The following is a 20,498-nucleotide window of genomic DNA, read 5'->3' as shown; positions in this document are numbered from 1 at the left end:
TTTTGTTCTTCACTTAGATGAACGAATAATCATTTATAAAAAATCATAAGCGCCCTTTCCCATCGTCCATTTTGCCGGGAGGCGGCTTCCCGCTTTTTACGGTTTCGCCTCCCTTCTCCTAATACCCACTCTTTATTAATGATCATTCATTTAGTAATCTGCAAAAAAATTTAGTCTCTGTTTTCAATCGCATCCCAGCTCATCTGAACAGCCGCCGACAGCTTGCTATCATCGAATTGAAATTGGCCCGTAAGCTGCTCTTTGGCAAGCTGGGCGATCGGCATGATCGAATAAACGACCAGCAGGTTAATATCCTCATCTTTAAAAAGTTTCTGTCGTTTGCCTTCTTCGTACAAGTCAAACAGCGGCTGATACAAAGGCGTAGTATCTTCAAGACACCAATTGCGAAGCAGCGGAGAGTTCGATACCTGCTCCATAAACAAATAATAATCGCTGTGATTCAGAATAAACCGCACAAAATTTTTGGCGAAAAATTCAAAACGTTCCCTTAGTGACAGGGATGGTTCCACAGGCTGGAACACCTTTTCGCTCATCATCTGTTTCGCTTTCAAATAAATTTTGCTTAACATGTCCTCCTTGTTCTCATAATAGATATAGATCGTTGCTGCAGCTACGCCGGCTCGTTTCGCAATTTTCGAAATGGACGTTTCCGCAAAACCGATCTCGTTCACCAGTCCGATAGTCGCTTCAATAATCGCTTCCACTTTAGAATCATCTCTTGGTCTCATGAGCCAATAATAAACGATCGTTCGTTTAAAGTCAAACGGAAATTCACTTTTTTTCGAGCGGCATCTTAACAGCTGCAAAAAATAAAACGAATGGCCTTCAGCTGAAAGCCATCCGTTTTAATTCTTCAATCACATAACCGCTTCTCAGAACTCATTCTCCGACTGCGGATGTTTTCTCCGTCATCCCGACCGTCTGCTGCATCGCATAATGTTTGGCTACACGGAACAGCAATTCCGTGCCGAGCTTAATATCTTCGGTTTCGGCGAATTCTTCCGGGTTATGGCTGATTCCGTCCCGGCAGCGGACAAAAATCATCCCCATATCCGAAATGGCTGCCATCAACTGGGCGTCATGGCCCGCGCCGCTGACCAGCTCGGGACAAACCAAATTCATCGCTTTGGATTGCTCCTTCATAACCTGCACGATGCCCGGGGTGCACTGCACCGGAGGCACATCCATTCTTTCGTGGAATTGCACCTGGAGCCCGCGCTGCTCGCAGATCCGCAAGGCCCCTTCTTTAACCTGCCGGATCACTTCGTTTCTCCGGCCTGCGTCAATGTCCCGGATATCCATTGAAAAGGACGCCAATCCGGGAACGATATTAGAGCCGCCGGGTTTAACTTCGACATGTCCGACGGTGCCAACCACCGGAGATCCTTTGAAGGAGAGGCAGGTTTGCTCTACCAAAAGCGCTATTTCACTGGCTCCCAAAAAAGCGTCCTGCCTCATTTCCATCGGAAGGGTCCCGGCATGGCCCGCTTTCCCCTCGACTACCACTTCGATCCAGGCCGGGCCGGCAATGCCGGTCACGATGCCGACCGGCGCTCCCATTTTCTCAAGGACTGGCCCTTGCTCAATATGCATTTCCAGATAAGCCCGGATTCCATCCTTTGTACGCACCGCTTCCGTTTGGATCCTGTCCGGCTCCAGCCCGAACAAGGCCAAGGCCTCCCGGCGGGAAATGCCTTGTTTGTCGGTCAGCAGCAAATCCTGTTCTGACGTAGCCCCTATCATGGCTCTGCTGCCGAACAACCCGCTTTGAAATCGGGAACCTTCCTCTTCGCAGAATGCGATCACTTCCAAAGGACGCAGCGGGCGGATATTTTCTTCCTTCATATGCTGGACTACCTCAATGCCGCCAAGCACGCCGATGACGCCGTCATATTTCCCTCCGTTAACAACGGAATCGATATGCGAGCCGATCACGACAGGTGCCTCATCAGGATGCACGCCCCCCAGGCGCCCAATCAGATTGCCGGCGTGATCCAGACGCACCTGCATCCCCGCTTCCTCCATCCAGGCCGATACGACTTCTTGAGCTTCCTTGTCTTCCTTGGAAAGGGCGACCCGAGTCACCCCTCCGCCCGGTAAACGGCCGATTCGTCCAAGCGTCTCAATTCGTTCCTTCAACCGTGCAGCATTAATCATAGTCAAGTTCTCCTCTGTCTTCTGTTGTTTTAGGCAATCATTACCGTCAAACCCGGCAAGAAATCAGATGGTGTCCACCTTTTCGCGGGCTGTTGGCACCGATTTGGTCAGCTCTCCTCTCATCAGAAGCGTATAGACCAGCCCGCCGACCAGGATGCCGACAAACCAGTTGTACGTATACACAACCGACAGCGCGGGGACAAACAGGCCGATCAGTGCCGCAACTACGCCCACTGCCATGGCGATATAAGCATGGGGATTCCATCCCCGTACATAACTGAAGTCCCCTTGCTTCGAGAACAGGCTGCTAATATCGTAATGACGGCGGCGGACCCAATAATAATCGGTGATCATAATCCCGGCTACGGGTCCTAAAGTTCCGCCGATGGCTCCGAGTATGGTATAAATCGTCGAGGAGTTGTCGTACCAGAGCCAAGGAGCAAAGAACAAACCAATCACGATGGAAAGCATGCCCGCCTTAACGAAATTCAGCTTTTTAGGCAGCAAATTGACCAGATCGTAGGCCGGGGAAACCACATTGGCCACGATATTTACGGAAAGCGTCGCTACCAATAAGGAAAAAGCTCCAAGCAGGATGACCACAGGATGATGGAATTGAAGCAGAATATCGACCGGGTTTGTGATCGGTTTGCCGAATGCGATGATCGTCCCCGCCGTAATCATGATGCTCATGAAGGCAAAAACCGTCATCATGACCGGCAATCCAATCGCCTGACCCACCACCTGATCTTTCTGGCTCCGCGAGTATCTCGTCAGATCGGGAATGTTCAGCACCAGGGTAGCCAATACGCCAATCAAACCCGTGACCGAAAGGAAAAAGCTGTTCCAGAAAGACCCGCCGCTTAAGGTTCCCTGGATGGAAAACAGCGGCCCTACGCCTCCAGCGGCCCGGATGGCCCAGCCGACCAGTCCGAAGCCAAGCACGATAACCAGCGGCCCGGCCCACATCTCGAAATGTCTGACCCGCTCCATGCCATGGGAGATGACCCAGGCATGCAGCAGCCAGAAGACCCCGAAGCTGATCCAGTCCTGCAGCCCCATCCCGAGGAAAGCAATCCGGCCAAGCGAATCCCAGCCGGGGTAAATGACGCTGATTATGGCGCCGACAGCTTTGCTGCCCGCATAAGCCTGTGCGGCAAACCAGAAAATGCCGACGAACGCCCTGATCAGGACGGGGAAATGGGCTCCATGATAGCCGAACGAAGCTCGGATCAGCACCGGGAAAGGAAGGCCGTATTTGGTTCCTGCCGTACTGTTCAGCCAGATGGCCGCTATCAAAACGATATTGGAGAGAATAACGGCGCTTAACGCCTGCCAGACGTTCATTCCCATTCCAAGCAGGCTTGCCGCCAGCTCATAGGAAACGATATTGTGCACCATGCCCATCCAAATGGTGGAGTAATTGATCCAATCCCAGGTCCGTTTTTCTTTGGGGACCGGAGCCAAATCTTCGTTATACAGGGAAGGATCCGGATGATTAACCCGGGTGGATACAGTTTCCATAACGTTCACCTCTCCAATATTTTCTATTTATTAAGCACGAATCCGGTGGGTTGCGCTCCAATCGATGTTTCCTTCGGCAACCACGACTCCGTAATGCCGTTCGGCATCGTCTGCAGAGATGAAGCCGTCCAGCACATCCGAAAGCACCGCTTCGGGTTTGCGTTCATACGGATTGCCGTAACCTCCGCCCCCCGGTCCGACTAAAGTCAGGGAATCTCCTTTTTTGGCCCGGTGATGCGGAATCTTCGAAGGCAATTTCGTTTCCTGCCCATCCGCCGAGCGCATGATCAGCTGGCAAGTCGACCCTTCGCTGCCGCCCTCAAAACCCCAGGGTTTGTATTTCTGCCCGTCCCCTTCCACGGAAAATCCTCCGTCCTCGAGAAACGTCACTTCCCTTACCGAGCCGATTCCCCCGCGGAATTTGCCTGCCGCCGCCGAGTGGTCCAGCAGCTCGTAACGGGTAACCCGCAGCGGATAATGGGATTCGATATCCTCAATCGGATTGTTGCGGGTATTGGCGTAAAGCGTGTCGACGGCATCCATGCCGTCCTTCTCGGCGCGGCCGCCGTAGCTGCCTTCCATGATGTCCATGTAGACCCAATACTGTTCGTCCTTCAGGCCGCTGTAGGCTACAACGTTCAAGTTTCCGATACCGGCGCTCACTTGGCCTGGCACGATTTGCGCCAGCGCATGCATCAGCGTGTCTGCGACCATGTTGCCGGGACAGAAACGGGCGATCGTCGGCGCCGGGAACGTCGGATTCACCAGCGTGCCCTTAGGGGCGATAATATGGATCGGTCTCATCAGGCCCGAGTTTTGCGGAATATGCCCAAACAGATCCGAATCGAGAAGCACGGAACGAAGCGTAAAATAAATGGCGATATCGACGGTCCCTTCGAGCGGCATATTGATCGGCCGGTCGGACACCTGCGGCGAGGTACCGGTCAAGTCGACGGTGATTTCGTTTCCTTTTACCGTTACGGCCACACAAAGCTTGAGGTCCTTTTTCTCCGGATCCGGACTGTCCAGAAAGCCGTCGATATATCCTTCCGACCGGTAGATGCCGTCCGGCAGCTTGGCGATCTCATTGCGCATCATCCGTTCGGAATAGGCCATCAGGTCCTCGCTGGCCGCGAGTACCGTGTCCAGACCGTAGGTCTCGACAATGTCCAAATAACGGTCAGCCCCGATCCGGCATGCCGCGATCTGGGCTTCCATATCGCCGACCACCATATCGGCGGCCCGGACATTGTCCTTCAGCAGGCGCCAAATCATTTCATTGCGGACGCCCTGGTCATAAACCTTGATCGCTTTGAACTGAAGGCCTTCGGCATAAGCGTCAACCGCATCCACGATCCCGCACGATCCCGGAGTTAAGGCCCCCAAATCAAGATGATGCGCTGTCGAACAAGAAAAGCCGATCAGCTGGTCCTGATAAAACACGGGCACGAAAAAACCGACATCGGGCTGGTGCGAAGCCCCGTAATAAGGGGAGTTGTGCATAATGACGTCTCCCGGGCGGAATACGTCTCCCCGCTGTTCCATAATCTTTTTGATGCCCCTCATATATCCCGGGAGCGGCCCGGACTGCAGCGGCGTGCTGGTCGTTGACTCGCAAAGCTGCTGGCCTTCCGCATCCAGCAGGGCGCACCCGAAATCTTCGGACTCGCGGATAATGCTGGAATAAGACATGCGGGCAAGCTTGTAACCCATTTCGATGGCGACGTTTTCGAGTGCCCCGCGCAAAACCTGCGCGGTGATCGGATCTATGGCCTGACGATGATCTGTTTTCTGCATCCTGTTCATACCCCCACTTCGATGATGATGTTTCCGGATGACTCAAACTTCACTTTGCAGTCCGGAGGAATAATGGTTGTCGTATCCTTCTGCAGGATAACGCACGGGCTGTTGAAAACGGTGTCCACCGGGAGCTGCTCCCTGCGGTAAAACGGAGTATCCACTTCCCGGAGCTCGCCTTGAACCCGGAAAATCGATTTTTCCGTCTTCACAAGCGCATCGGCCAAATCATTTCTTGGCTGGATGGAAGGACGTCCGATTTTAGGCATCGTCCCGGTTCCGGTCAGCCTGACATTTACGATTTCGATCGGGCTTCCTTCGAAGGCATGGCCGTACTCCCTTTCATGAAACCGGTGAAAATGATTCCATACCTGCTCAATATTGCCCGCATTTAAAGGTTCTGCAGGCAAAGCCACGCGCAGTTCGTAGCCCTGACCGATATACCGGCAGTCGAAAAAGCCCTGCACAGCCACGTCACTGCCGGAGAAACCGGCGTCTTCCAGCTGTTTGCGAATCTCCAGCTCCAGTTTGCTTACGGCTGTGTTTACCAAACTTAAATCGAGCGTCCCGCTTTGCAGGAACAAGGTTTGGGTCGCGTCATATTTCAAGTCCGTCGTCAGCAGGCCGGTCGCCGACGTGATTCCCGGATGCGGCGGAATGATGACTTCCGGAATTCCTAATATTTTGGCAACCTCCACCGCATGCATCGGCCCGGCTCCCCCGAGCGCCAGCAGACTGAAGCCGCGCGGATCGTAGCCCTTCTGCACCGTTTTGGCCCGGATGGCATTCGCCATATTGTTGTTGACGATGGTCAGGATGCCTTCAGCGGTCTCCTCGGGCGACAGGCCGATTTGTCCGGCCAAGTCCTTGACGGCTTTTGCGGCATTTTCCGGATAAATCTTCATTTCCCCGCCCAGGAAGTTCTCGGGATCCAGATGGCCAAGCGCGACATGCGCGTCGGTAACGGTTGGCTGTTCCCCGCCGCGTCCGTAGGAGGCCGGTCCCGGGTAGGAGCCCGCGCTTCTCGGTCCGACCTGGAAAGCGCCGCCTCCGTCAACGTGGGCGATGCTGCCTCCGCCAGCGCCGATCGTATGAATGTCGATCATGGGAATCTGTACGGGAAACCCGGCGATCCAGGTATCGCGTGCGGAGGACTCCCCGAAGCCATGCTCGGTAATAATGGCGATATCCGCGCTTGTGCCGCCGACGTCAAACGTAATCAGCCTTTCCCGGCCCGACAGATTACCTGCCCATTGGCCGCCTAACACGCCTGCCGCCGGACCGGATAGCAGCGTAAGCACCGGTTTCTCGGAGACCGTTTTTGCGGTGGCTACACCGCCGTTGGAGGACATAATATGCAGATCGCAGTGGATTCCGGCCTCCTTCAGCCGCCGTTCAAGCTGATCGACATAGGTCTGCACTTTCGGGCCAACAAAACCGTTTAACGCAGCGGTCGTGAACCGTTCAAATTCCCGGAACTGCGGCGAAATCCCGGAGGAAGTGGTGATGTAGAACTCCGGATACTCCTCACGGATGATTTCGGCGACCCGTTCCTCGTGCTCGGGATTCAAATAGGAGAACAACAGCCCGACGATGACGGATTCAACGCCCTCCTCTTTGAAATCGCGCAGAATCTGGCGGACTTGCCCTTCATCGAGAGGGGTTTCCACCTTGGCCTGCCCCTTTACCGGTACGAGCCGTTCCCTGACCGTCATCCGGTTTCGTCTTTCGACAAGCGGCCGGTCCTGCCAAGGAATCTCCTGCCGGATCGAATAGTTCTGCGGCCGCTGATGCCGGCCGATATGCAGAATATCCCGGTAGCCTTCCGTCGTAATCATGCCCGTCTTCGCGCCGTCATGCTCCAGAATGGCGTTCGTCGCGATGGTCGTCCCATGAAAAACATGGTCCAGCGATCCCGGCTCGATTCCGTGCCGCTCGCAAATTTCCTTGACGCCGGATACCATGCCGATGGAGGGATCCTCCTTCGTGGTAGGCACCTTGTGAATATAAGAAGTTCCTTCGGTTGTGTCGGTGAAGATAATGTCGGTGAATGTCCCGCCCACATCGATCCCAATCAGTTTCATCGGTTATTCCTCCTTCTCCGGTTGAAATTCGCTATAGCTGAAACTCTAAATGTGAGGTAACCTTTCATCATAGAGAAGTCAGCAGGTTATGAAAGGAATTATATTATACAAAAGCTTAAATAAGTTCGGTTTTTTTCCGAAAATGAATGATTTTTTTCGTTTGAATGACTAAAATCGAACTGTTTTTCTATTCCCGGCGTGATATGATGTCATTAAAAATAACACGTAGTGCAGACGACGAACTGTTTGGCCTCCTATTTAATGAGAAAGCGGGTGATCGAAATGTCTGAACCGATTTCCTCCATCTCCGTTTCCGAATTGCAGCGGCGTTTGACGCAAAACGAACTGTTAATCGAAGCGGCGCAGTATTTTACTTCCAGCCTGAAGCTGGACGATGTGCTCACCCGGATCCTGGACCGGGTTTTAAACGTAATCGAAGCTGCCGACGCCGGCGTTTTATTTATTTACGATAAACAAACCGATCGGCTGAAGCCGATGGCCTGCTCCGGTTTTTTATGGGAAAAGATGCGGCATGTCATTTTGTCTCCCGGCGAGTCGATGACCGGGCTTACGCTGAAGAGCCGACAGGCGCAGATTTTTCATAATTCGGAAACAGTATTGAGAAACACGGATTTGATGAGCCCCTCCAACAAGGTTTTTTACGATCAGTCGCTCGAACCCGTCAGACAATCCATCGGGGAAGCCTTCCTCATCCAAAGCGTGATGTGCGCCCCTCTGTTAATCCGCGGAGAGTGCATCGGCGTCATGACGATCGACAATTTCACGCACCGTTCGTTCACGAATGATGATTTGAACCTGCTCGCGGCCCTCTCCAATCTGGCGGCCGTTGCCCTGGATAATGCCCATCTCTACCAGGAGGAGAAAAGCAAAAAAGAACAGCTCGAGGAGCTGAACCATGTCATCCATTCCCAGAACCAGCAGCTGAACCGGATCAATCAGACCCATGATCGGCTGATGCGTCTGATTCTTAGCGGCAAGTCCCTGTCTGAATTCGGGACGGCCGTATACGATACCCTTGAAAATCCGATCATTCTGTTCGACAGTCTTCTGAACGTCCTTACGGAACATCCGCCCGATGATTTTGATTTCGATATTCATACGCCGCCTTTTATGGCGGAGCTGCAGCAGGTGCTTCGAAAACGCGAGTCCTGCCGGGTGGAAACCGGGCCGGATCGGACGGCCTTCTCTTCCGTCATGTTATTTCCCGTGGTGGCCTCGAGTGAAATCTTCGGGATTCTGGCCGTGTCGGAGGTGAACTTCAGGCTCAGCGATCAGGATATCGTACTGGCGGAACAATGCTGCCTGGTGCTCGCCATGGAGCTGCTAAAAAGGGAAGCGGTTTATGAAACCGAGCAGCGGTTAAAGGATGAATTTCTGGATGAGCTGTTTTCAGAGAAAAATGTGGGAACGCTCCGGGAGCGGGCCAAGTCGATGGGACTGAGCGCAGATGATTCCTTTGTGTTTATGGTGGCGGATATCGAATTTCCTTCCGGCAGCCTGCCGGTCATCCCGGATAAAAGCGTAAACCGTTACGTGCTTAGAACGATAGAAACGGAGCTGCAGAGCGCCAATCGGTACAGCCTGGTTCTGCATAAATTGAATGCTTACGTAATCATTTTGGCTTTGCCCAAGGAATTGGACCAGGCTCTGGCGCTGAAACGGAGCCGAATCGTTGCCAAACAGCTCCATGAAGCCCTGCGCAGGCTGTATCCCGGTATTCAGTGTTCCATCGGCATCGGGCGGGTCTGCAAAAATTTCGAAGGCTTCGTGCAATCTTACGAGGACGCAAAACAAAGCGTGGCTTACAGCAAAAGAAGAAAAGATAAAAACAGCATCAAAGATTATATCGAGCTTGGGGCCGTACAATTTATACTGAACCAGCCGCAGGAGAATCTGCTGCAATTTGTGCGGGATTTGCTGCAGCCGCTCCTGGATTACCCCTCCCCGAAAAGAAACGAACTGCTGAAAGCGCTGGACGCTTTCATTCTCTCAGGCAAACGGTTTAAAGAAGCCGCCAGCCTGCTCGATATTCATCCCAACACCTTTGCCTATCGCATGAAACGCATCGAGGAAATATTGGATCTCCGGCTCGAACAGCATGCCGTGTTTTTTGATCTTCAATTCGCCTGGCAGGTGCTGGACATGCTGGATCTCAAGCAAAGCCTGCTGAACGGGCAGAAAAACGGTTCCTTTTCCGGCTAAAAACATATATATTTATTTAAATATCATTGTTTATGAATCTGAGGTGAGCTGTACATGACGAAAACCCGCGACTATACGAAATGGCTTGTCGTAACCGTCGCCTTGGGCACCCTGCTTAATCCCCTGAACTCCTCCATGATTTCGGTGGCCTTATCCCGGCTGCAGGAGCAGTTCGGGCTCAGCTTTACCGATTCTTCCTGGCTGATTTCGACTTACTATTTGGCCAGTGCCGTAGGTCAGCCCGTTATGGGCAAACTCAGCGATACTTGGGGCAGGAAAAGGCTGTTCCTCATCGGATTGCTGCTGATCGCCGTCTCGTCGGCGCTGGCCCCTTTTTCACCCAACTTTATTTGGCTGATCCTGTTCCGGATCATTCAGGCATTTGGAAGTTCGATTTTGTTTCCGGCCGGCATGGGCATTATTCGAAAGCGGATTACCCAAAACCAGGCGCAGGCGCTTGGCATTCTGTCGATTTTCACTTCGATTTCCGCAGCATTTGGCCCTTCAATCGGCGGTTTCATGCTGCAGCTTGGAGACTGGCCGGCCATTTTCATCATTAATTTTCCGTTCCTGATCGGATCCTTTCTGCTCGCGTGGAAATTATTCCCGGCCGATGAACGGCCGGAAGCCGGAGCCAAAATCGATTGGACGGGCGTTTTGCTGTTTTCCGCCAGCATTGTCGGCTGGCTGTTGTTCCTTTTGTCCCTCGAGAAACGGGTGAACCTGGGCTATCTGCTGATCAGTCTGGCCCTTACCGTATGGTTCTGCTTTTACGAGAAACGCCGGAAGGAACCTTTTATCGATGTATCCGGTTTTGTCAGCAACCTGAATCTTAGTTTTGTTTATCTTCAGTACATCCTGATCAACATTGTGTTTTATTCCGTCTTTTTCGGGGTTCCGACTTACCTTCAGCATGTGCAGAAGTTTGATTCGGGCACGACCGGTTTAGTCATGCTGGCCGTTGCGGGTTTTGGAGTAATCATCGCTCCCTTGACGGGAAAATGGATCGATAAGCAGGGCTCCAAACCCGCTCTCCTTGCCGGTTCGGCAACCCTGCTGCTGGGCACGCTGCTTCTGCTGCTCATCGGGGACCGATCCGGGCCTTGGTTTATTTTCGCCATGTTGTCGATGCTTGGGATCAGCAACGGGTTTAACAATATTGCGATGCAAACTTCCTTGTATGCCTTCACCAGGCCGGAGGAAACGGGAGCCGCTTCAGGTTTGTTTATGACTTCCCGTTATTTGGGCACGATTTTTTCGTCGAGCCTGCTAGGCATCGTATTCTCTAAACACATTACGACTGCCCATTTCCATCTGGTTGCTCTTTCCGGTTTTGTCATCGGTTTGGGCATCCTGCTGCTGACCTTCCGCATGCCGCGAAGGCGGGAGCAACGGCAGAACGCCTGATTAGAAAAAACCGCCGACGCTTGATCTGCCGGCGGTTTCGTTTTTTCTTAAAGGATGCTTTCGGCCGTTTGAAGGTTTTGCAAATCGAGCTGAATTTGCTCGTCTACATGATAAGGGTGGTAAAACCCCCTGCCCACCAAATAGTTAACGATGCTTTCGTGGGTTTGAATGGCCTCTTCCAGCTGTTTCGTCAAGACGGCTTTAATATCCGGGGAAGCGCATTCCGTTACGGCCATGGCGTAATTGCGGACCCCGCTTTTGGCGTTGTTCAAAAAATCCATGGCGATGATCTGATCGGTCAAATCGCTCATTCCCATCAAACGTTCGAGGAACGGAATCATCGTTCAAACCTCCTTTATTGGGTTTTGGACAGCAGTGTGCTGAGCTCCTGCAGCTGGATTTTGGACAGTTCTGTATCCCTCTGCAGGATTGCTTTTAATTCCGGGTCGGTCACCAGAATCTGCATGCCTTTGGATTTAGTGGCGCATACCGTTTTGAACGCGGCTATTTCGTGAACCTCCAACGTTTCATGCAAACCGTATCTCGAATTCATGTCTGCCTCCTGTCCCTTTAACTAGGGCTTTAAAATGACTTTGATGCAGTTATCCGTCTTTGTATCAAAAATCTTGTAGCCATGCTCGGCTTCTGATAGCGGAATGACATGGGTAATGATATCTCCTGGATCCACCTTGCCGGATTGGATCAGTTCATACATATAGGGCATATAATGAATGACCGGAGCTTGTCCGGAACGAATGTTGACGTTGCGCTGCATGATATCGCCGAGCGGAAAACCGTTATAACGGCCTCCATAAACGCCGGTGATCTGGATCGTGCCGCTTTTGCGGACAGCCTGGGAAGCGATGACCAAGGGACTCATCGTTCCGCCTTGCAGTTTCATGCCGGTGGCCAGAAACTCCAGATCGTTCATTTTCCCATCCATTCCCACCGCATCAATAACGACATCCGCTCCGCCTTGAGTGATCTCCTTCAAATAACTGCCCACATTTTTCTCCTGCTCGAAATTTACGGTTTCCACCTGATTCGTCCGTTTCGCATGGTTTAAACGATAGTCGACGTAATCGACCGCGATTACCCTTTTTGCGCCCTTCATCCAGGCAAACTTTTGGGCCAGCAGTCCGATCGGTCCGCAGCCGAGCACGATTACCGTGTCCCCGTCTTTAACGCCCGCATTATCAACGCTCCAATAAGCCGTCGGCATCGCATCTGCAATCAGGCAAAGTTTTTCATCCGGCTGCTCGCAGCTTTCCGGGATTTTAAAATGCGTGAAATTGGCGCAAGGAACCCGTAAATATTCCGCCTGTCCGCCAGGGTATCCGCCGGTATTGCCGGTATAACCGAAATAGGCTCCCATGTCCCCGTTCGGATTGGAGTTGTCGCATTGGCTTTCCAAGTGGTTTTTGCAGTAAAAACACTCGCCGCAGGCGATCGTGAAAGGGATAATAACCCGGTCGCCCTTTTTCAAATGGGCAACTCCCGAACCTACCTCTTCGACAATCCCCATTGGTTCATGCCCTATGATGTAATTTTCCTGCAGGTTTGGCATCATGCCGTGAATGAGATGCAGATCGGAGCCGCAGATCGCCGTACTCGTTAATTTTACGATCATGTCGTCCGCTTTTTCGATCTTGGGTGCAGGGACGTCTTTCACTACGACGTTTTTGATGCCTTGATACGTAACGGCCTTCATGCGTAGTGCCCCCCTTGATGCTCGTCCGGCACTCGATCGAACATGCCTTTGCGGTTGCTGCCGTTTGGAAATAAATTCATTTGTCCGATCATGACCGTATTGTTGGCGGATAGCTGATCAAGCTGGTACTGCTCCTTTAATTCGTAAGGATGGAACCATTTTTTGCGGATCATCAGGTCGGAAATTTCCTGATGCAGGGCAATCCCTTCCCTTAACTGCTTTTTCAGAAGCTGTCTGACATCGGGGGAAACCGTTTCCGTCAGGGCAATTGCCGTATTTCTTACGCCTTCTTTAGCTCGGACAAGAAAATCCATGGCCAGGGTCATGTCCGCCATTTCCGGCATATTAAGCGCATTTATAGGATCTAAATAATCTTGGTTCATGGGACTCTCCCCTTAGTTTATAATAGGCGTCGGACGGCTTTGAGGAACAGGTGCCTGGAAGGGCGCTTTGGCATAAACAGCCTGGATTTCTGCGATAGCCTTCAGGTTCTGTTCGACGTCTTTTTGCATCAAAGCTTTTAATTCCTGATCAAAAACAAGCCCCTGCATCAATTTGGATTTCGCTAAGCATAAGGTTTTAAAGTTAAGCGCTTCATGAAGCTCCAGAGATTCATGAGGAGCCAGTGGCTGCATATTCACGGCCAGATTCACCTCCAATGATTTCACGCATAGCTTCTCACCATTTTCCGGGTTTATGCTTGGACAGCCGCTATTCGCCAAGAAATGAATTCTGCAGGCAAGAAAAAAAGCCGTTTCGATCAGGCAAGTTTCACCTACGATAACGGCTTATATATTTAAATATATTAAAACTTCTTTATCTGGACCGGTTCCATTCTTCGGTTCCATATTTGGTTCGAACCAGCTCTGCCGCCAGCTCCTCCTCATATTCCGAAAGCGGCTCAGCGACAAGGGGAGCGCCAAAGGCTTCCGCAAACCCGATGCGAAAGGCTTCCTCCGCTTCCTCCAACGTAACTTGACGGCCATTTTTCCGCTTTAACACTTCGTTAATCGCTACGGCCTTCTCCTCAACGATCCGTTTCCAGCGCTCTTTCGTCCGGCTTTCCGGAAAATGAAGCAGCTCGAACAAAAAATCAATCTGCGGTTCAACCGGGATCGAACCGTGCTGCAGCACGATTCCCCGCGTCCGCATTTGTGCGCTGCCGGCGATCTTCCGTCCTTCAACCGTCAGCTCGTACCGCGACGGCGAATCAAAGCAGGCTGCCGAGCGGGAAAGCCGGGCCGATTGAGGCGTTTCTCCGGCAGCCAGACTGTAGCCGCCCGTCATCTCCGCATCCAGGCCAAGCCGCCGGAAGCCGTACAAAAGGCCTTCGCTCAGCACGCGGTAGCCTTCATCCACCCGTGCCGGTAAGCCGGGATACGTTTCCGGCACAACCAAAGAATAGGTCACCTCACGGTCGTGAAGGACGGCCCGACCGCCGGTCGGACGCCGTACAAAACCTACTCCGTGACGTTCAACGGCGGCGAAGTCGATCTCTTTCTCGGCTTTCTGGAAATACCCCACCGTCAGCGTGCCAGGGAGCCAGTTATAAAACCTTACGGTCGGCGGCACTTTCCCCTCCTGCTGCGCGATCATCATGGCTTCGTCGATCGCCATATTCATGGCGCCGGTACGCCGGCCCGTATGGACAAAACGCCATGCGGGCGTTTCCTCCGCTGTCCATGGGTTTAACGTTTCGTTCCCGTTCAAATCGGATAGCATCTCCCTCCGTTATTCTGCTACAGGCTCCTGCTGCCGGCTTTTGGCATGTTCGGCTTGTTCGTGCGCATGGTACGAGCTTCGGACGAGCGGTCCGGATTCCACGTGGGCAAATCCGATGCGCAGCCCCTCCTGCTTCAGCTCGGCAAATTCGTCCGGCGTGTAATACCGTTCCAGCGGAATATGCTTCAGCGTCGGCTGCAAATATTGCCCGATTGTAATGATATCAACGCCTGCCGCATGCAGGTCAGTCATCGCCTGAATGAGTTCTTCCTTGGTCTCCCCAAGCCCTACCATAATGCCGGACTTCGTCGTTTGACCCGGCCGGAGCTCCTTCGCCTGGCGCAATACGCTTAATGAACGGTCATATTTGGCTTTGGCCCGGACTTTGTCCGAAAGCCGGGCGACCGTTTCCAGGTTGTGGTTCAGGACATCCGGTTTCGCATCGAGAACAACCTGAATGCGTTCTCCCACTCCCCCCAGGTCAGGAATCAGCACTTCCACGTTCGTAAGAGGATTAAGTTCGCGTACCGCCCGAATGGTAGCCGCAAACATCGATGCCCCATGATCGTTCAAATCATCGCGCGCTACAGACGTAATTACAACATGCTTCAGGCCCATGTCACGGACCGACTCGGCGACGTGCATCGGCTCTTCCAAATCCAGCTCCGTCGGCAGTCCGCTGGTGACCGCGCAAAACCGGCAGGCACGCGTGCAGATGCTGCCCAAAATCATGAAGGTAGCCGTCCGCTGGCTCCAGCATTCGTAAATGTTTGGGCATTTCGCTTCCTCGCAGACGGAATGAAGCTTCCGGCCGCGCATCATTTTCTTAAGTTCTTTATATTCCTCCCCGGTGTCCAGCGAGATCCGAAGCCAGTCCGGTTTTCTTTCTCTAGTCTGAGTCTGACGCATGGTTATCCTCCTTGAATTTCGTTAGGTCTTTATCAATTTTCACAGGAGCGTTCTCATCTAGGATGTCTGGAAGTACGGGGAGACAACGCCGCCTCAAAATCATTCCAATTTCATATTCTAGACCCATTGGGCCTAAGCTTCAAGTTTTTAGTAAATGTTTATTCGGCTCTGCAATCCATGTTGTATAGTCCATGGTCTCCTTCGAGGCAATGACAAAACTTTTGTTGCTGAACTTCCCCTCCATATTCAACAAAGCGTGATGGCCTGACGTCACAAGAAAAATCAACGTCAGGCCATCACGCCTATTTTTATCATGTAAACGCCCTCATTTTTTGCGTTTCGATTTTTTCCGATTTTAAATGAACAAACCGGCCAAAGTGGCTGAAAGGCAGCTAACCAGCGTTGCCCCATAAAGCAAACGGAGGCCGAAACGCGCGACCGCATTCCCCTGCTCTTCATGAAGTCCCTTCACCGCACCGGCGATAATCCCGATGGACGAGAAATTGGCAAAGGATACAAGGAAGACCGAAACGATTCCGGCAGCCCGTGCAGACAATTCCGTATGCTTGCCCAGTTCAAGCATAGCAACAAATTCGTTGGTTACCAGCTTGGTAGCCATGATGCTTCCCGCCTCAACCGCTTCCTTCCAGGGAATCCCCATAAGGAAAGCAAACGGGGCAAAGCCATATCCCAGCAGCTCTTGAAACGATAACCCGAAGATCCAGCTGAACAGCGTATTGATCATCGCAACCAGGGCTACGAAACCGATCAGCATGGCCGCAACCACGATAGCTACTTTAAATCCGTCCATGACATATTCGCTGAGCATCTCGAAAAACGTCTGCTTTTTTTCCTCCTGCACGGTAACTATATCCTCTTCTTCGGGTACCACGTAAGGATTAAGCATCGAAGTAATCATAAAGCCGCTGAAGAGGTTCAAAACCAAAGCAGTCACCACATATTCCGGTTTGATCATTTGCATGTAAGCGCCTACAATTGCCATCGAAACGGTTGACATGGCGGAAGCGCAGAGCGTGTACAAACGCTGATTGGGAAGGAGATGCAGCTGTTTTTTTACCGAAATAAACACTTCGGACTGGCCCAATATGGCGGAGGCAACTGCGTTATAGGATTCCAATTTTCCCATCCCGTTAATTTTACTGAGCGCGAGCCCTATATATTTAATGATAAAAGGCAGAACCTTGAGATACTGCAAGATACCGATTAAAGCTGAAATGAACACAATAGGAAGCAGCACATTCAGGAAAAAGGGATCCGAGTTGTCGTTGGCGATGCCGCCGAACACGAAATTAACGCCTTCCGCCGCAAAATTAAGCAGCTTGGCAAACACGGATACGAATCCCTGCACCAGAAACGATCCAATGCCTGTGTTCAGTAGAACAAAGGCAAGGATCAACTGTACCGCAACCATAACAAGTAAAGGACGATAGCGAATGTTCCGTCTGTCCCTGCTTGTTGCATAACAAAGGAGAAAGATCAGAGCTAAACCAAAAATCGCAATAAGTATCCGCATATTCAGGTCCTCATTTCGTTAGGGTTTGGATAAACCGTTCTATAAAAGCACTAACGTCCACATCCACGCAAACCTGCGCAGGGACGGCCGTGCTCGACGGCCGCTGCTCTTCAATGGTAGCCCCCAATTCCACCGGGTCCTCCACTCCGATCCGTACAAATGTATCAACGATCGTCACCAAACCAGGATCAATGGCAACCGCTACCGCAAGCGGGTCGTGCAAGGCGGTGCCGCTGATTCCTTTTTTGCGCAGGTAGGCTTCAAATCGGAATTTAAGAATGTGCTCAACAAAAGCAAACATCTCTTTCTGCTCGTTCGGAGCTCTGTCCAGCAGCTCGGACAAATGCTCTTCTTTAAAAAGCGCTTTCATCGTTACGTCTAAACCTACCATCGTAAGAGGAATACCGGATTCAAACACTATTTTGGCCGCTTCAGGGTCCCCATAAATATTCGCTTCCGCTTTGGGGGTCACGTTGCCGGGCACCCTCAAGGCTCCCCCCATCAGGACAAGCTTCTTGATCTTGCTTGAGATAGAAGGCTCCTTCTGCAGGGCTAGCGCCAAATTCGTTAAACATCCCGTACAAACCAAAGTGATTTCATTCGGGAGCTCACTGATCTTGTTGATCAGGAAATCTACGGCTGTTACGGACGGGTTTGCGGCATCAGGAACCGGAAGCTCGAAATCGCCGATTCCGTTATCGCCATGGACATGACGGGCTCCGCCATTCCATTCCCGGGCAAGCGGTTTCTCGGCTCCTTGAAACACCGGAACATCGGCTCCCCCAAGCTCAAGGACCTGTCTGGAATTCAGCGCCGCCTGCGCGGCAGTTACATTACCGGCAGCGGCCGTTACACCCAAAAGCTCTACCGTTCCGGATTTAACCGCGTACAGAATCGCCAGCGCATCATCGATTCCCGTGTCTACATCCAAGATCATTTTCATTTTAGTTTCCATTGCTTATTACCTCCAAATCTATGGATTGATTAAATATCAGTTCGACAGCGTATGGACCTTATAAATTAACTGGGCACCACCTCCTCAAAGTTCTATTTCATCTTCAACACTCACGCTTTAACAATTCTCATATATCAGATCATCTGATCTTTAAGGATGCAAACGCTCTCTAAAATGAATAACGGAAGCCAGAAATTCTTTTCGTTTGTTTTCAGTCCTTGCCCCTTCCGTTATTTCCGGGTGAGCTTATCTTGAATTGCACTGCTCAGCGGCAAAAGCCATGTCCGATGATTGCGTCGTTCTACCTTAAGCGGAGCATCAAAAAATCCGGAAAGCAGTTGGCTGTTAAGCAAGCTGAGCGTGTCGCCAGCCCTGAATATTTTCCCCTCTTTGATCAGTAAGGTTTTTCGAAACACAGGCATGATTTCCTCAATATGATGAGTCACAAATAAAAAAGTCGGCGCATCCGGCTGCCTGCTAACGTTGTCGACCATGCTTAGCAGAAGCTCCCGGGCAAACACGTCAAGTCCTGTGCAGGGCTCATCCAGAATCAGCAATTTCGGGGACGCCATTAACGCCCGGGCAATGAGCACCCGCTGCCGTTCTCCCTGAGAAAAGGTATCGTATCGGCGGTTTGTTAACTTGTCACAGCCAAGCAGCTTCAGGAGGGAATGGGCTTTCGCCTGATCCTCCTCCCCGGTATGATCATATAAGCCGATCGTAGCGAATTTGCCGCTCAGCACAATATTCTGTGCCGTCTCACTGCCGTACAGCCGCTGCTGAAGCGAAGAGCTAACCCAACCTATGGATTTGCGCAACTCTCTGAGATCAACCTCGCCGAATTTATGGCCCAGAACGGAAATTTCTCCTCTCGTAGGCCAGATATAACCATTAATCATATTCAGGAGGGTCGTTTTGCCTGAACCGTTTAACCCTACAATGCACCAATGCTCCCCAGCTTGAACCTGCCAGCTTACATCCTGCAAAATTGTCGTTCCCTGCCGTACCCAGCTTACGTCTTTGATATCAATGATCATGAGAGTTCCGGCCTCCCCTCTTCTGTTCCTCTTTTGTTTCCAATCAGCAAGCTTACGATAATCACGAGCAAACCGATAACGGCTAATCCAATAAAGGAGATAGGGTAACTGCCAGTAAGATCATGAATCCATCCTGTAAAAATAGGGCCAATTCCGGAAAGGATATAACCGCCAAATTGAACCATGGCTGTCCAGGAGCTTGCCTCATTGGCGTTGCCGGTTTCATCAAGAGGTAACAGTAGCGCCAGATAAAACAATCCGCCTGAGCCATATCCGAGCAAAACGGCGGCGATCCAAGGAATACTTGTGCCGTTTAGGAAACTAAGCATCAGCAATCCGACAAACAGTATACATGCACTGGACAGCATCCAGAATAGACGCTTCGGAACTTTCGTTGCGATGAATGGAATCAGCAAGGAAGCTCCCATTTGAATCAGGGTATAAACCGTAACTATCGTGCCTGCAAGAGACTCCGAAAGATGATTGATTTGGGAGATCGGCGCAATCCAGGCGGTGATCGAATAGTTCAGACAGCCCTGCAATCCGAAGAAAAGCATCACCAGCAGCGCGCGTTTGTTTTTCCAGGGAAAAGGATTTTTCTGCGGTTTGGAGTCAGCGTTCAAATGAGCCATTCTAGGCGTAGCCGCCAGCCACAAAACCAGGGCGACAAGCACCAGCACAAACCAAATGGCCAGAGCGGACGGCCAAGTGAGGTCTAGCCCGTTTTGCACAGGCAAAGTAAGTCCCGCTCCAAGCGAGGCCCCCAGTCCGATACCGGCCGAATATACGCCGATCATCAGATGGGCATACCGGGGAAATTGCTGCTTGATATACCCTGATAAGGAAGGGCCTACGATCGCCAGGCCGATGCCGATCACCCCCGCGGTCAACAGGAATAAAGCGACGTTTTCTGCAAAGAAACGCAGGCCTGTAGCGATTCCAATCAGAATCAGACAATACGTAATGGTGCGTTCCAGCCCGAACCGCTTGCTGATTCTAGAGGTTAACGGGGCAAATACCCCCATGCATATCACCGGAATTCCGGTTAGCAAACTGACCATCGTGCTGCTCATCGAGAGCTCTGTTTGAATCGTTTCAAGAAGAGCGGCAATGGAAGTAATCGCTGGCCTTAAATTCATGGATACAAGCAATACGGCAATAATCATTAACGTTAATTTGTTTTTGTTCACTGATGCAGCACCCGCTTACTCTGAAATAATGTTGATATGTCACGGACAATCCTTTTCCCTTCTGCCTGGGAGGCCACTTGATTCATGAAGCGGCCTTGAGGTTATCCGTTTAAGATAGAACCAGATTAAAACATCAGATGTCTGATGTCAAGAGATGAAAGCGATTGTAATGAATCGAATACCTCCTCAATAACTCCCCAGATTAGGCACTATAGCGGCGGTTGTGT

18 protein-coding genes are annotated in these 20,498 nt (G+C 51.6%); 2 read left to right on the top strand and 16 right to left on the bottom strand.

Features of this window, described 5'->3' with window-relative positions; translation table 11 throughout:
- Positions 1-170: 170 nt before the first annotated feature.
- The 5 genes from AC3ZPD_RS02885 to AC3ZPD_RS02865 all read right to left on the bottom strand — a co-directional run bounded on the left by AC3ZPD_RS02885 (position 171) and on the right by AC3ZPD_RS02865 (position 7,583).
- A complete protein-coding gene (locus AC3ZPD_RS02885) occupies positions 171-725 on the bottom strand; it encodes a TetR/AcrR family transcriptional regulator (protein WP_490982750.1) in 555 nt (184 codons plus the stop codon).
- Between the two features lie 175 nt (positions 726-900).
- Positions 901-2,178, bottom strand: a complete 1,278-nt coding sequence (locus tag AC3ZPD_RS02880) for a M20 family metallo-hydrolase (RefSeq protein WP_490982749.1) — start codon at positions 2,176-2,178, stop codon at positions 901-903.
- Positions 2,179-2,241: 63 nt separating this feature from the next.
- Positions 2,242-3,702, bottom strand: coding sequence for an NCS1 family nucleobase:cation symporter-1 (locus AC3ZPD_RS02875; RefSeq protein ID WP_490982748.1), 1,461 nt, complete (start codon positions 3,700-3,702; stop codon positions 2,242-2,244).
- A 30-nt stretch (positions 3,703-3,732) separates the two neighbouring features.
- On the bottom strand, positions 3,733-5,499 hold the full coding sequence (locus AC3ZPD_RS02870) for a hydantoinase B/oxoprolinase family protein (protein WP_490982747.1): 1,767 nt from the start codon (positions 5,497-5,499) through the stop codon (positions 3,733-3,735).
- A 5-nt stretch (positions 5,500-5,504) separates the two neighbouring features.
- Positions 5,505-7,583 carry a hydantoinase/oxoprolinase family protein gene (locus AC3ZPD_RS02865; RefSeq protein WP_490982746.1) on the bottom strand — a complete coding sequence of 693 codons (2,079 nt, stop codon included), beginning with the start codon at positions 7,581-7,583 and terminating at the stop codon, positions 5,505-5,507.
- 282 nt (positions 7,584-7,865) lie between these two features.
- On the opposite strand from AC3ZPD_RS02865, the gene AC3ZPD_RS02860 reads away from it, so the two are divergent.
- Positions 7,866-9,806 carry a GAF domain-containing protein gene (locus AC3ZPD_RS02860; protein ID WP_490982745.1) on the top strand — a complete coding sequence of 647 codons (1,941 nt, stop codon included), beginning with the start codon at positions 7,866-7,868 and terminating at the stop codon, positions 9,804-9,806.
- A gap of 54 nt (positions 9,807-9,860) precedes the next feature.
- The gene (locus AC3ZPD_RS02855) at positions 9,861-11,213 is read left to right on the top strand and encodes an MFS transporter (protein ID WP_490982744.1); all 1,353 of its coding nucleotides are present in this window, start codon (positions 9,861-9,863) and stop codon (positions 11,211-11,213) included.
- Positions 11,214-11,260: 47 nt separating this feature from the next.
- Here AC3ZPD_RS02855 and AC3ZPD_RS02850 read toward each other — a convergent pair whose 3' ends face one another.
- The 11 genes from AC3ZPD_RS02850 to AC3ZPD_RS02800 all read right to left on the bottom strand — a co-directional run bounded on the left by AC3ZPD_RS02850 (position 11,261) and on the right by AC3ZPD_RS02800 (position 20,271).
- Positions 11,261-11,554, bottom strand: a complete 294-nt coding sequence (locus AC3ZPD_RS02850) for a spore coat protein (protein ID WP_490982743.1) — start codon at positions 11,552-11,554, stop codon at positions 11,261-11,263.
- 14 nt (positions 11,555-11,568) lie between these two features.
- Entirely contained in the window at positions 11,569-11,766 is a 198-nt protein-coding gene (locus tag AC3ZPD_RS02845) for a hypothetical protein (RefSeq protein WP_490982742.1), read from the bottom strand.
- Positions 11,767-11,787: 21 nt separating this feature from the next.
- Positions 11,788-12,924 carry a zinc-dependent alcohol dehydrogenase gene (locus AC3ZPD_RS02840; RefSeq protein ID WP_490982741.1) on the bottom strand — a complete coding sequence of 379 codons (1,137 nt, stop codon included), beginning with the start codon at positions 12,922-12,924 and terminating at the stop codon, positions 11,788-11,790.
- Positions 12,921-13,307 carry a spore coat protein gene (locus tag AC3ZPD_RS02835; RefSeq protein ID WP_490982740.1) on the bottom strand — a complete coding sequence of 129 codons (387 nt, stop codon included), beginning with the start codon at positions 13,305-13,307 and terminating at the stop codon, positions 12,921-12,923. Before AC3ZPD_RS02835 ends, AC3ZPD_RS02840 begins: the two co-directional genes overlap by 4 nt.
- Positions 13,308-13,319: 12 nt before the next feature.
- The gene (locus tag AC3ZPD_RS02830) at positions 13,320-13,565 is read right to left on the bottom strand and encodes a spore gernimation protein GerQ (RefSeq protein WP_490982828.1); all 246 of its coding nucleotides are present in this window, start codon (positions 13,563-13,565) and stop codon (positions 13,320-13,322) included.
- Between the two features lie 175 nt (positions 13,566-13,740).
- Positions 13,741-14,547: a lipoate--protein ligase family protein gene (locus AC3ZPD_RS02825; RefSeq protein WP_490982827.1), complete on the bottom strand. Its 807-nt coding sequence runs from the start codon at positions 14,545-14,547 to the stop codon at positions 13,741-13,743.
- A gap of 108 nt (positions 14,548-14,655) precedes the next feature.
- On the bottom strand, positions 14,656-15,555 hold the full coding sequence (lipA, locus tag AC3ZPD_RS02820) for a lipoyl synthase (RefSeq protein ID WP_490982739.1): 900 nt from the start codon (positions 15,553-15,555) through the stop codon (positions 14,656-14,658).
- A 355-nt stretch (positions 15,556-15,910) separates the two neighbouring features.
- Positions 15,911-17,089 (bottom strand): NupC/NupG family nucleoside CNT transporter, encoded by a 1,179-nt coding sequence (locus AC3ZPD_RS02815; RefSeq protein ID WP_490982738.1) that lies wholly within the window; start codon positions 17,087-17,089, stop codon positions 15,911-15,913.
- Between the two features lie 10 nt (positions 17,090-17,099).
- The gene (locus tag AC3ZPD_RS02810; RefSeq protein WP_490982737.1) at positions 17,100-18,044 is read right to left on the bottom strand and encodes a nucleoside hydrolase; all 945 of its coding nucleotides are present in this window, start codon (positions 18,042-18,044) and stop codon (positions 17,100-17,102) included.
- 230 nt (positions 18,045-18,274) lie between these two features.
- Positions 18,275-19,081, bottom strand: a complete 807-nt coding sequence (locus tag AC3ZPD_RS02805) for an ABC transporter ATP-binding protein (protein ID WP_490982736.1) — start codon at positions 19,079-19,081, stop codon at positions 18,275-18,277.
- Positions 19,078-20,271, bottom strand: coding sequence for an MFS transporter (locus tag AC3ZPD_RS02800; RefSeq protein ID WP_490982735.1), 1,194 nt, complete (start codon positions 20,269-20,271; stop codon positions 19,078-19,080). The genes AC3ZPD_RS02805 and AC3ZPD_RS02800 overlap by 4 nt, the downstream gene beginning before the upstream one ends.
- Positions 20,272-20,498: the final 227 nt, after the last annotated feature.

The sequence above is a fragment of the Paenibacillus mobilis genome (assembly GCF_058267595.1).
The sequence above is the reverse complement of the archived record's forward strand: the minus strand, read 5'-3'. Positions and strand labels throughout refer to the sequence as shown.

Bases quoted from the DNA above. Each gene is read 5' to 3' on its own strand.
- AC3ZPD_RS02810 (WP_490982737.1), bottom strand. From the start codon at position 18,044: ATGGAAACTAAAATGAAAATGATCTTGGATGTAGACACGGGAATCGAT.
- AC3ZPD_RS02855 (WP_490982744.1), top strand. From the start codon at position 9,861: ATGACGAAAACCCGCGACTATACGAAATGGCTTGTCGTAACCGTCGCC.
- AC3ZPD_RS02870 (WP_490982747.1), bottom strand. From the start codon at position 5,499: ATGCAGAAAACAGATCATCGTCAGGCCATAGATCCGATCACCGCGCAG.
- AC3ZPD_RS02815 (WP_490982738.1), bottom strand. From the start codon at position 17,089: ATGCGGATACTTATTGCGATTTTTGGTTTAGCTCTGATCTTTCTCCTT.
- AC3ZPD_RS02835 (WP_490982740.1), bottom strand. From the start codon at position 13,307: ATGAACCAAGATTATTTAGATCCTATAAATGCGCTTAATATGCCGGAA.
- AC3ZPD_RS02875 (WP_490982748.1), bottom strand. From the start codon at position 3,702: ATGGAAACTGTATCCACCCGGGTTAATCATCCGGATCCTTCCCTGTAT.
- AC3ZPD_RS02850 (WP_490982743.1), bottom strand. From the start codon at position 11,554: ATGATTCCGTTCCTCGAACGTTTGATGGGAATGAGCGATTTGACCGAT.
- AC3ZPD_RS02860 (WP_490982745.1), top strand. From the start codon at position 7,866: ATGTCTGAACCGATTTCCTCCATCTCCGTTTCCGAATTGCAGCGGCGT.
- AC3ZPD_RS02880 (WP_490982749.1), bottom strand. From the start codon at position 2,178: ATGATTAATGCTGCACGGTTGAAGGAACGAATTGAGACGCTTGGACGA.
- AC3ZPD_RS02845 (WP_490982742.1), bottom strand. From the start codon at position 11,766: ATGAATTCGAGATACGGTTTGCATGAAACGTTGGAGGTTCACGAAATA.
- lipA (WP_490982739.1), bottom strand. From the start codon at position 15,555: ATGCGTCAGACTCAGACTAGAGAAAGAAAACCGGACTGGCTTCGGATC.
- AC3ZPD_RS02865 (WP_490982746.1), bottom strand. From the start codon at position 7,583: ATGAAACTGATTGGGATCGATGTGGGCGGGACATTCACCGACATTATC.
- AC3ZPD_RS02840 (WP_490982741.1), bottom strand. From the start codon at position 12,924: ATGAAGGCCGTTACGTATCAAGGCATCAAAAACGTCGTAGTGAAAGAC.
- AC3ZPD_RS02825 (WP_490982827.1), bottom strand. From the start codon at position 14,547: ATGAATATGGCGATCGACGAAGCCATGATGATCGCGCAGCAGGAGGGG.
- AC3ZPD_RS02805 (WP_490982736.1), bottom strand. From the start codon at position 19,081: ATGATCATTGATATCAAAGACGTAAGCTGGGTACGGCAGGGAACGACA.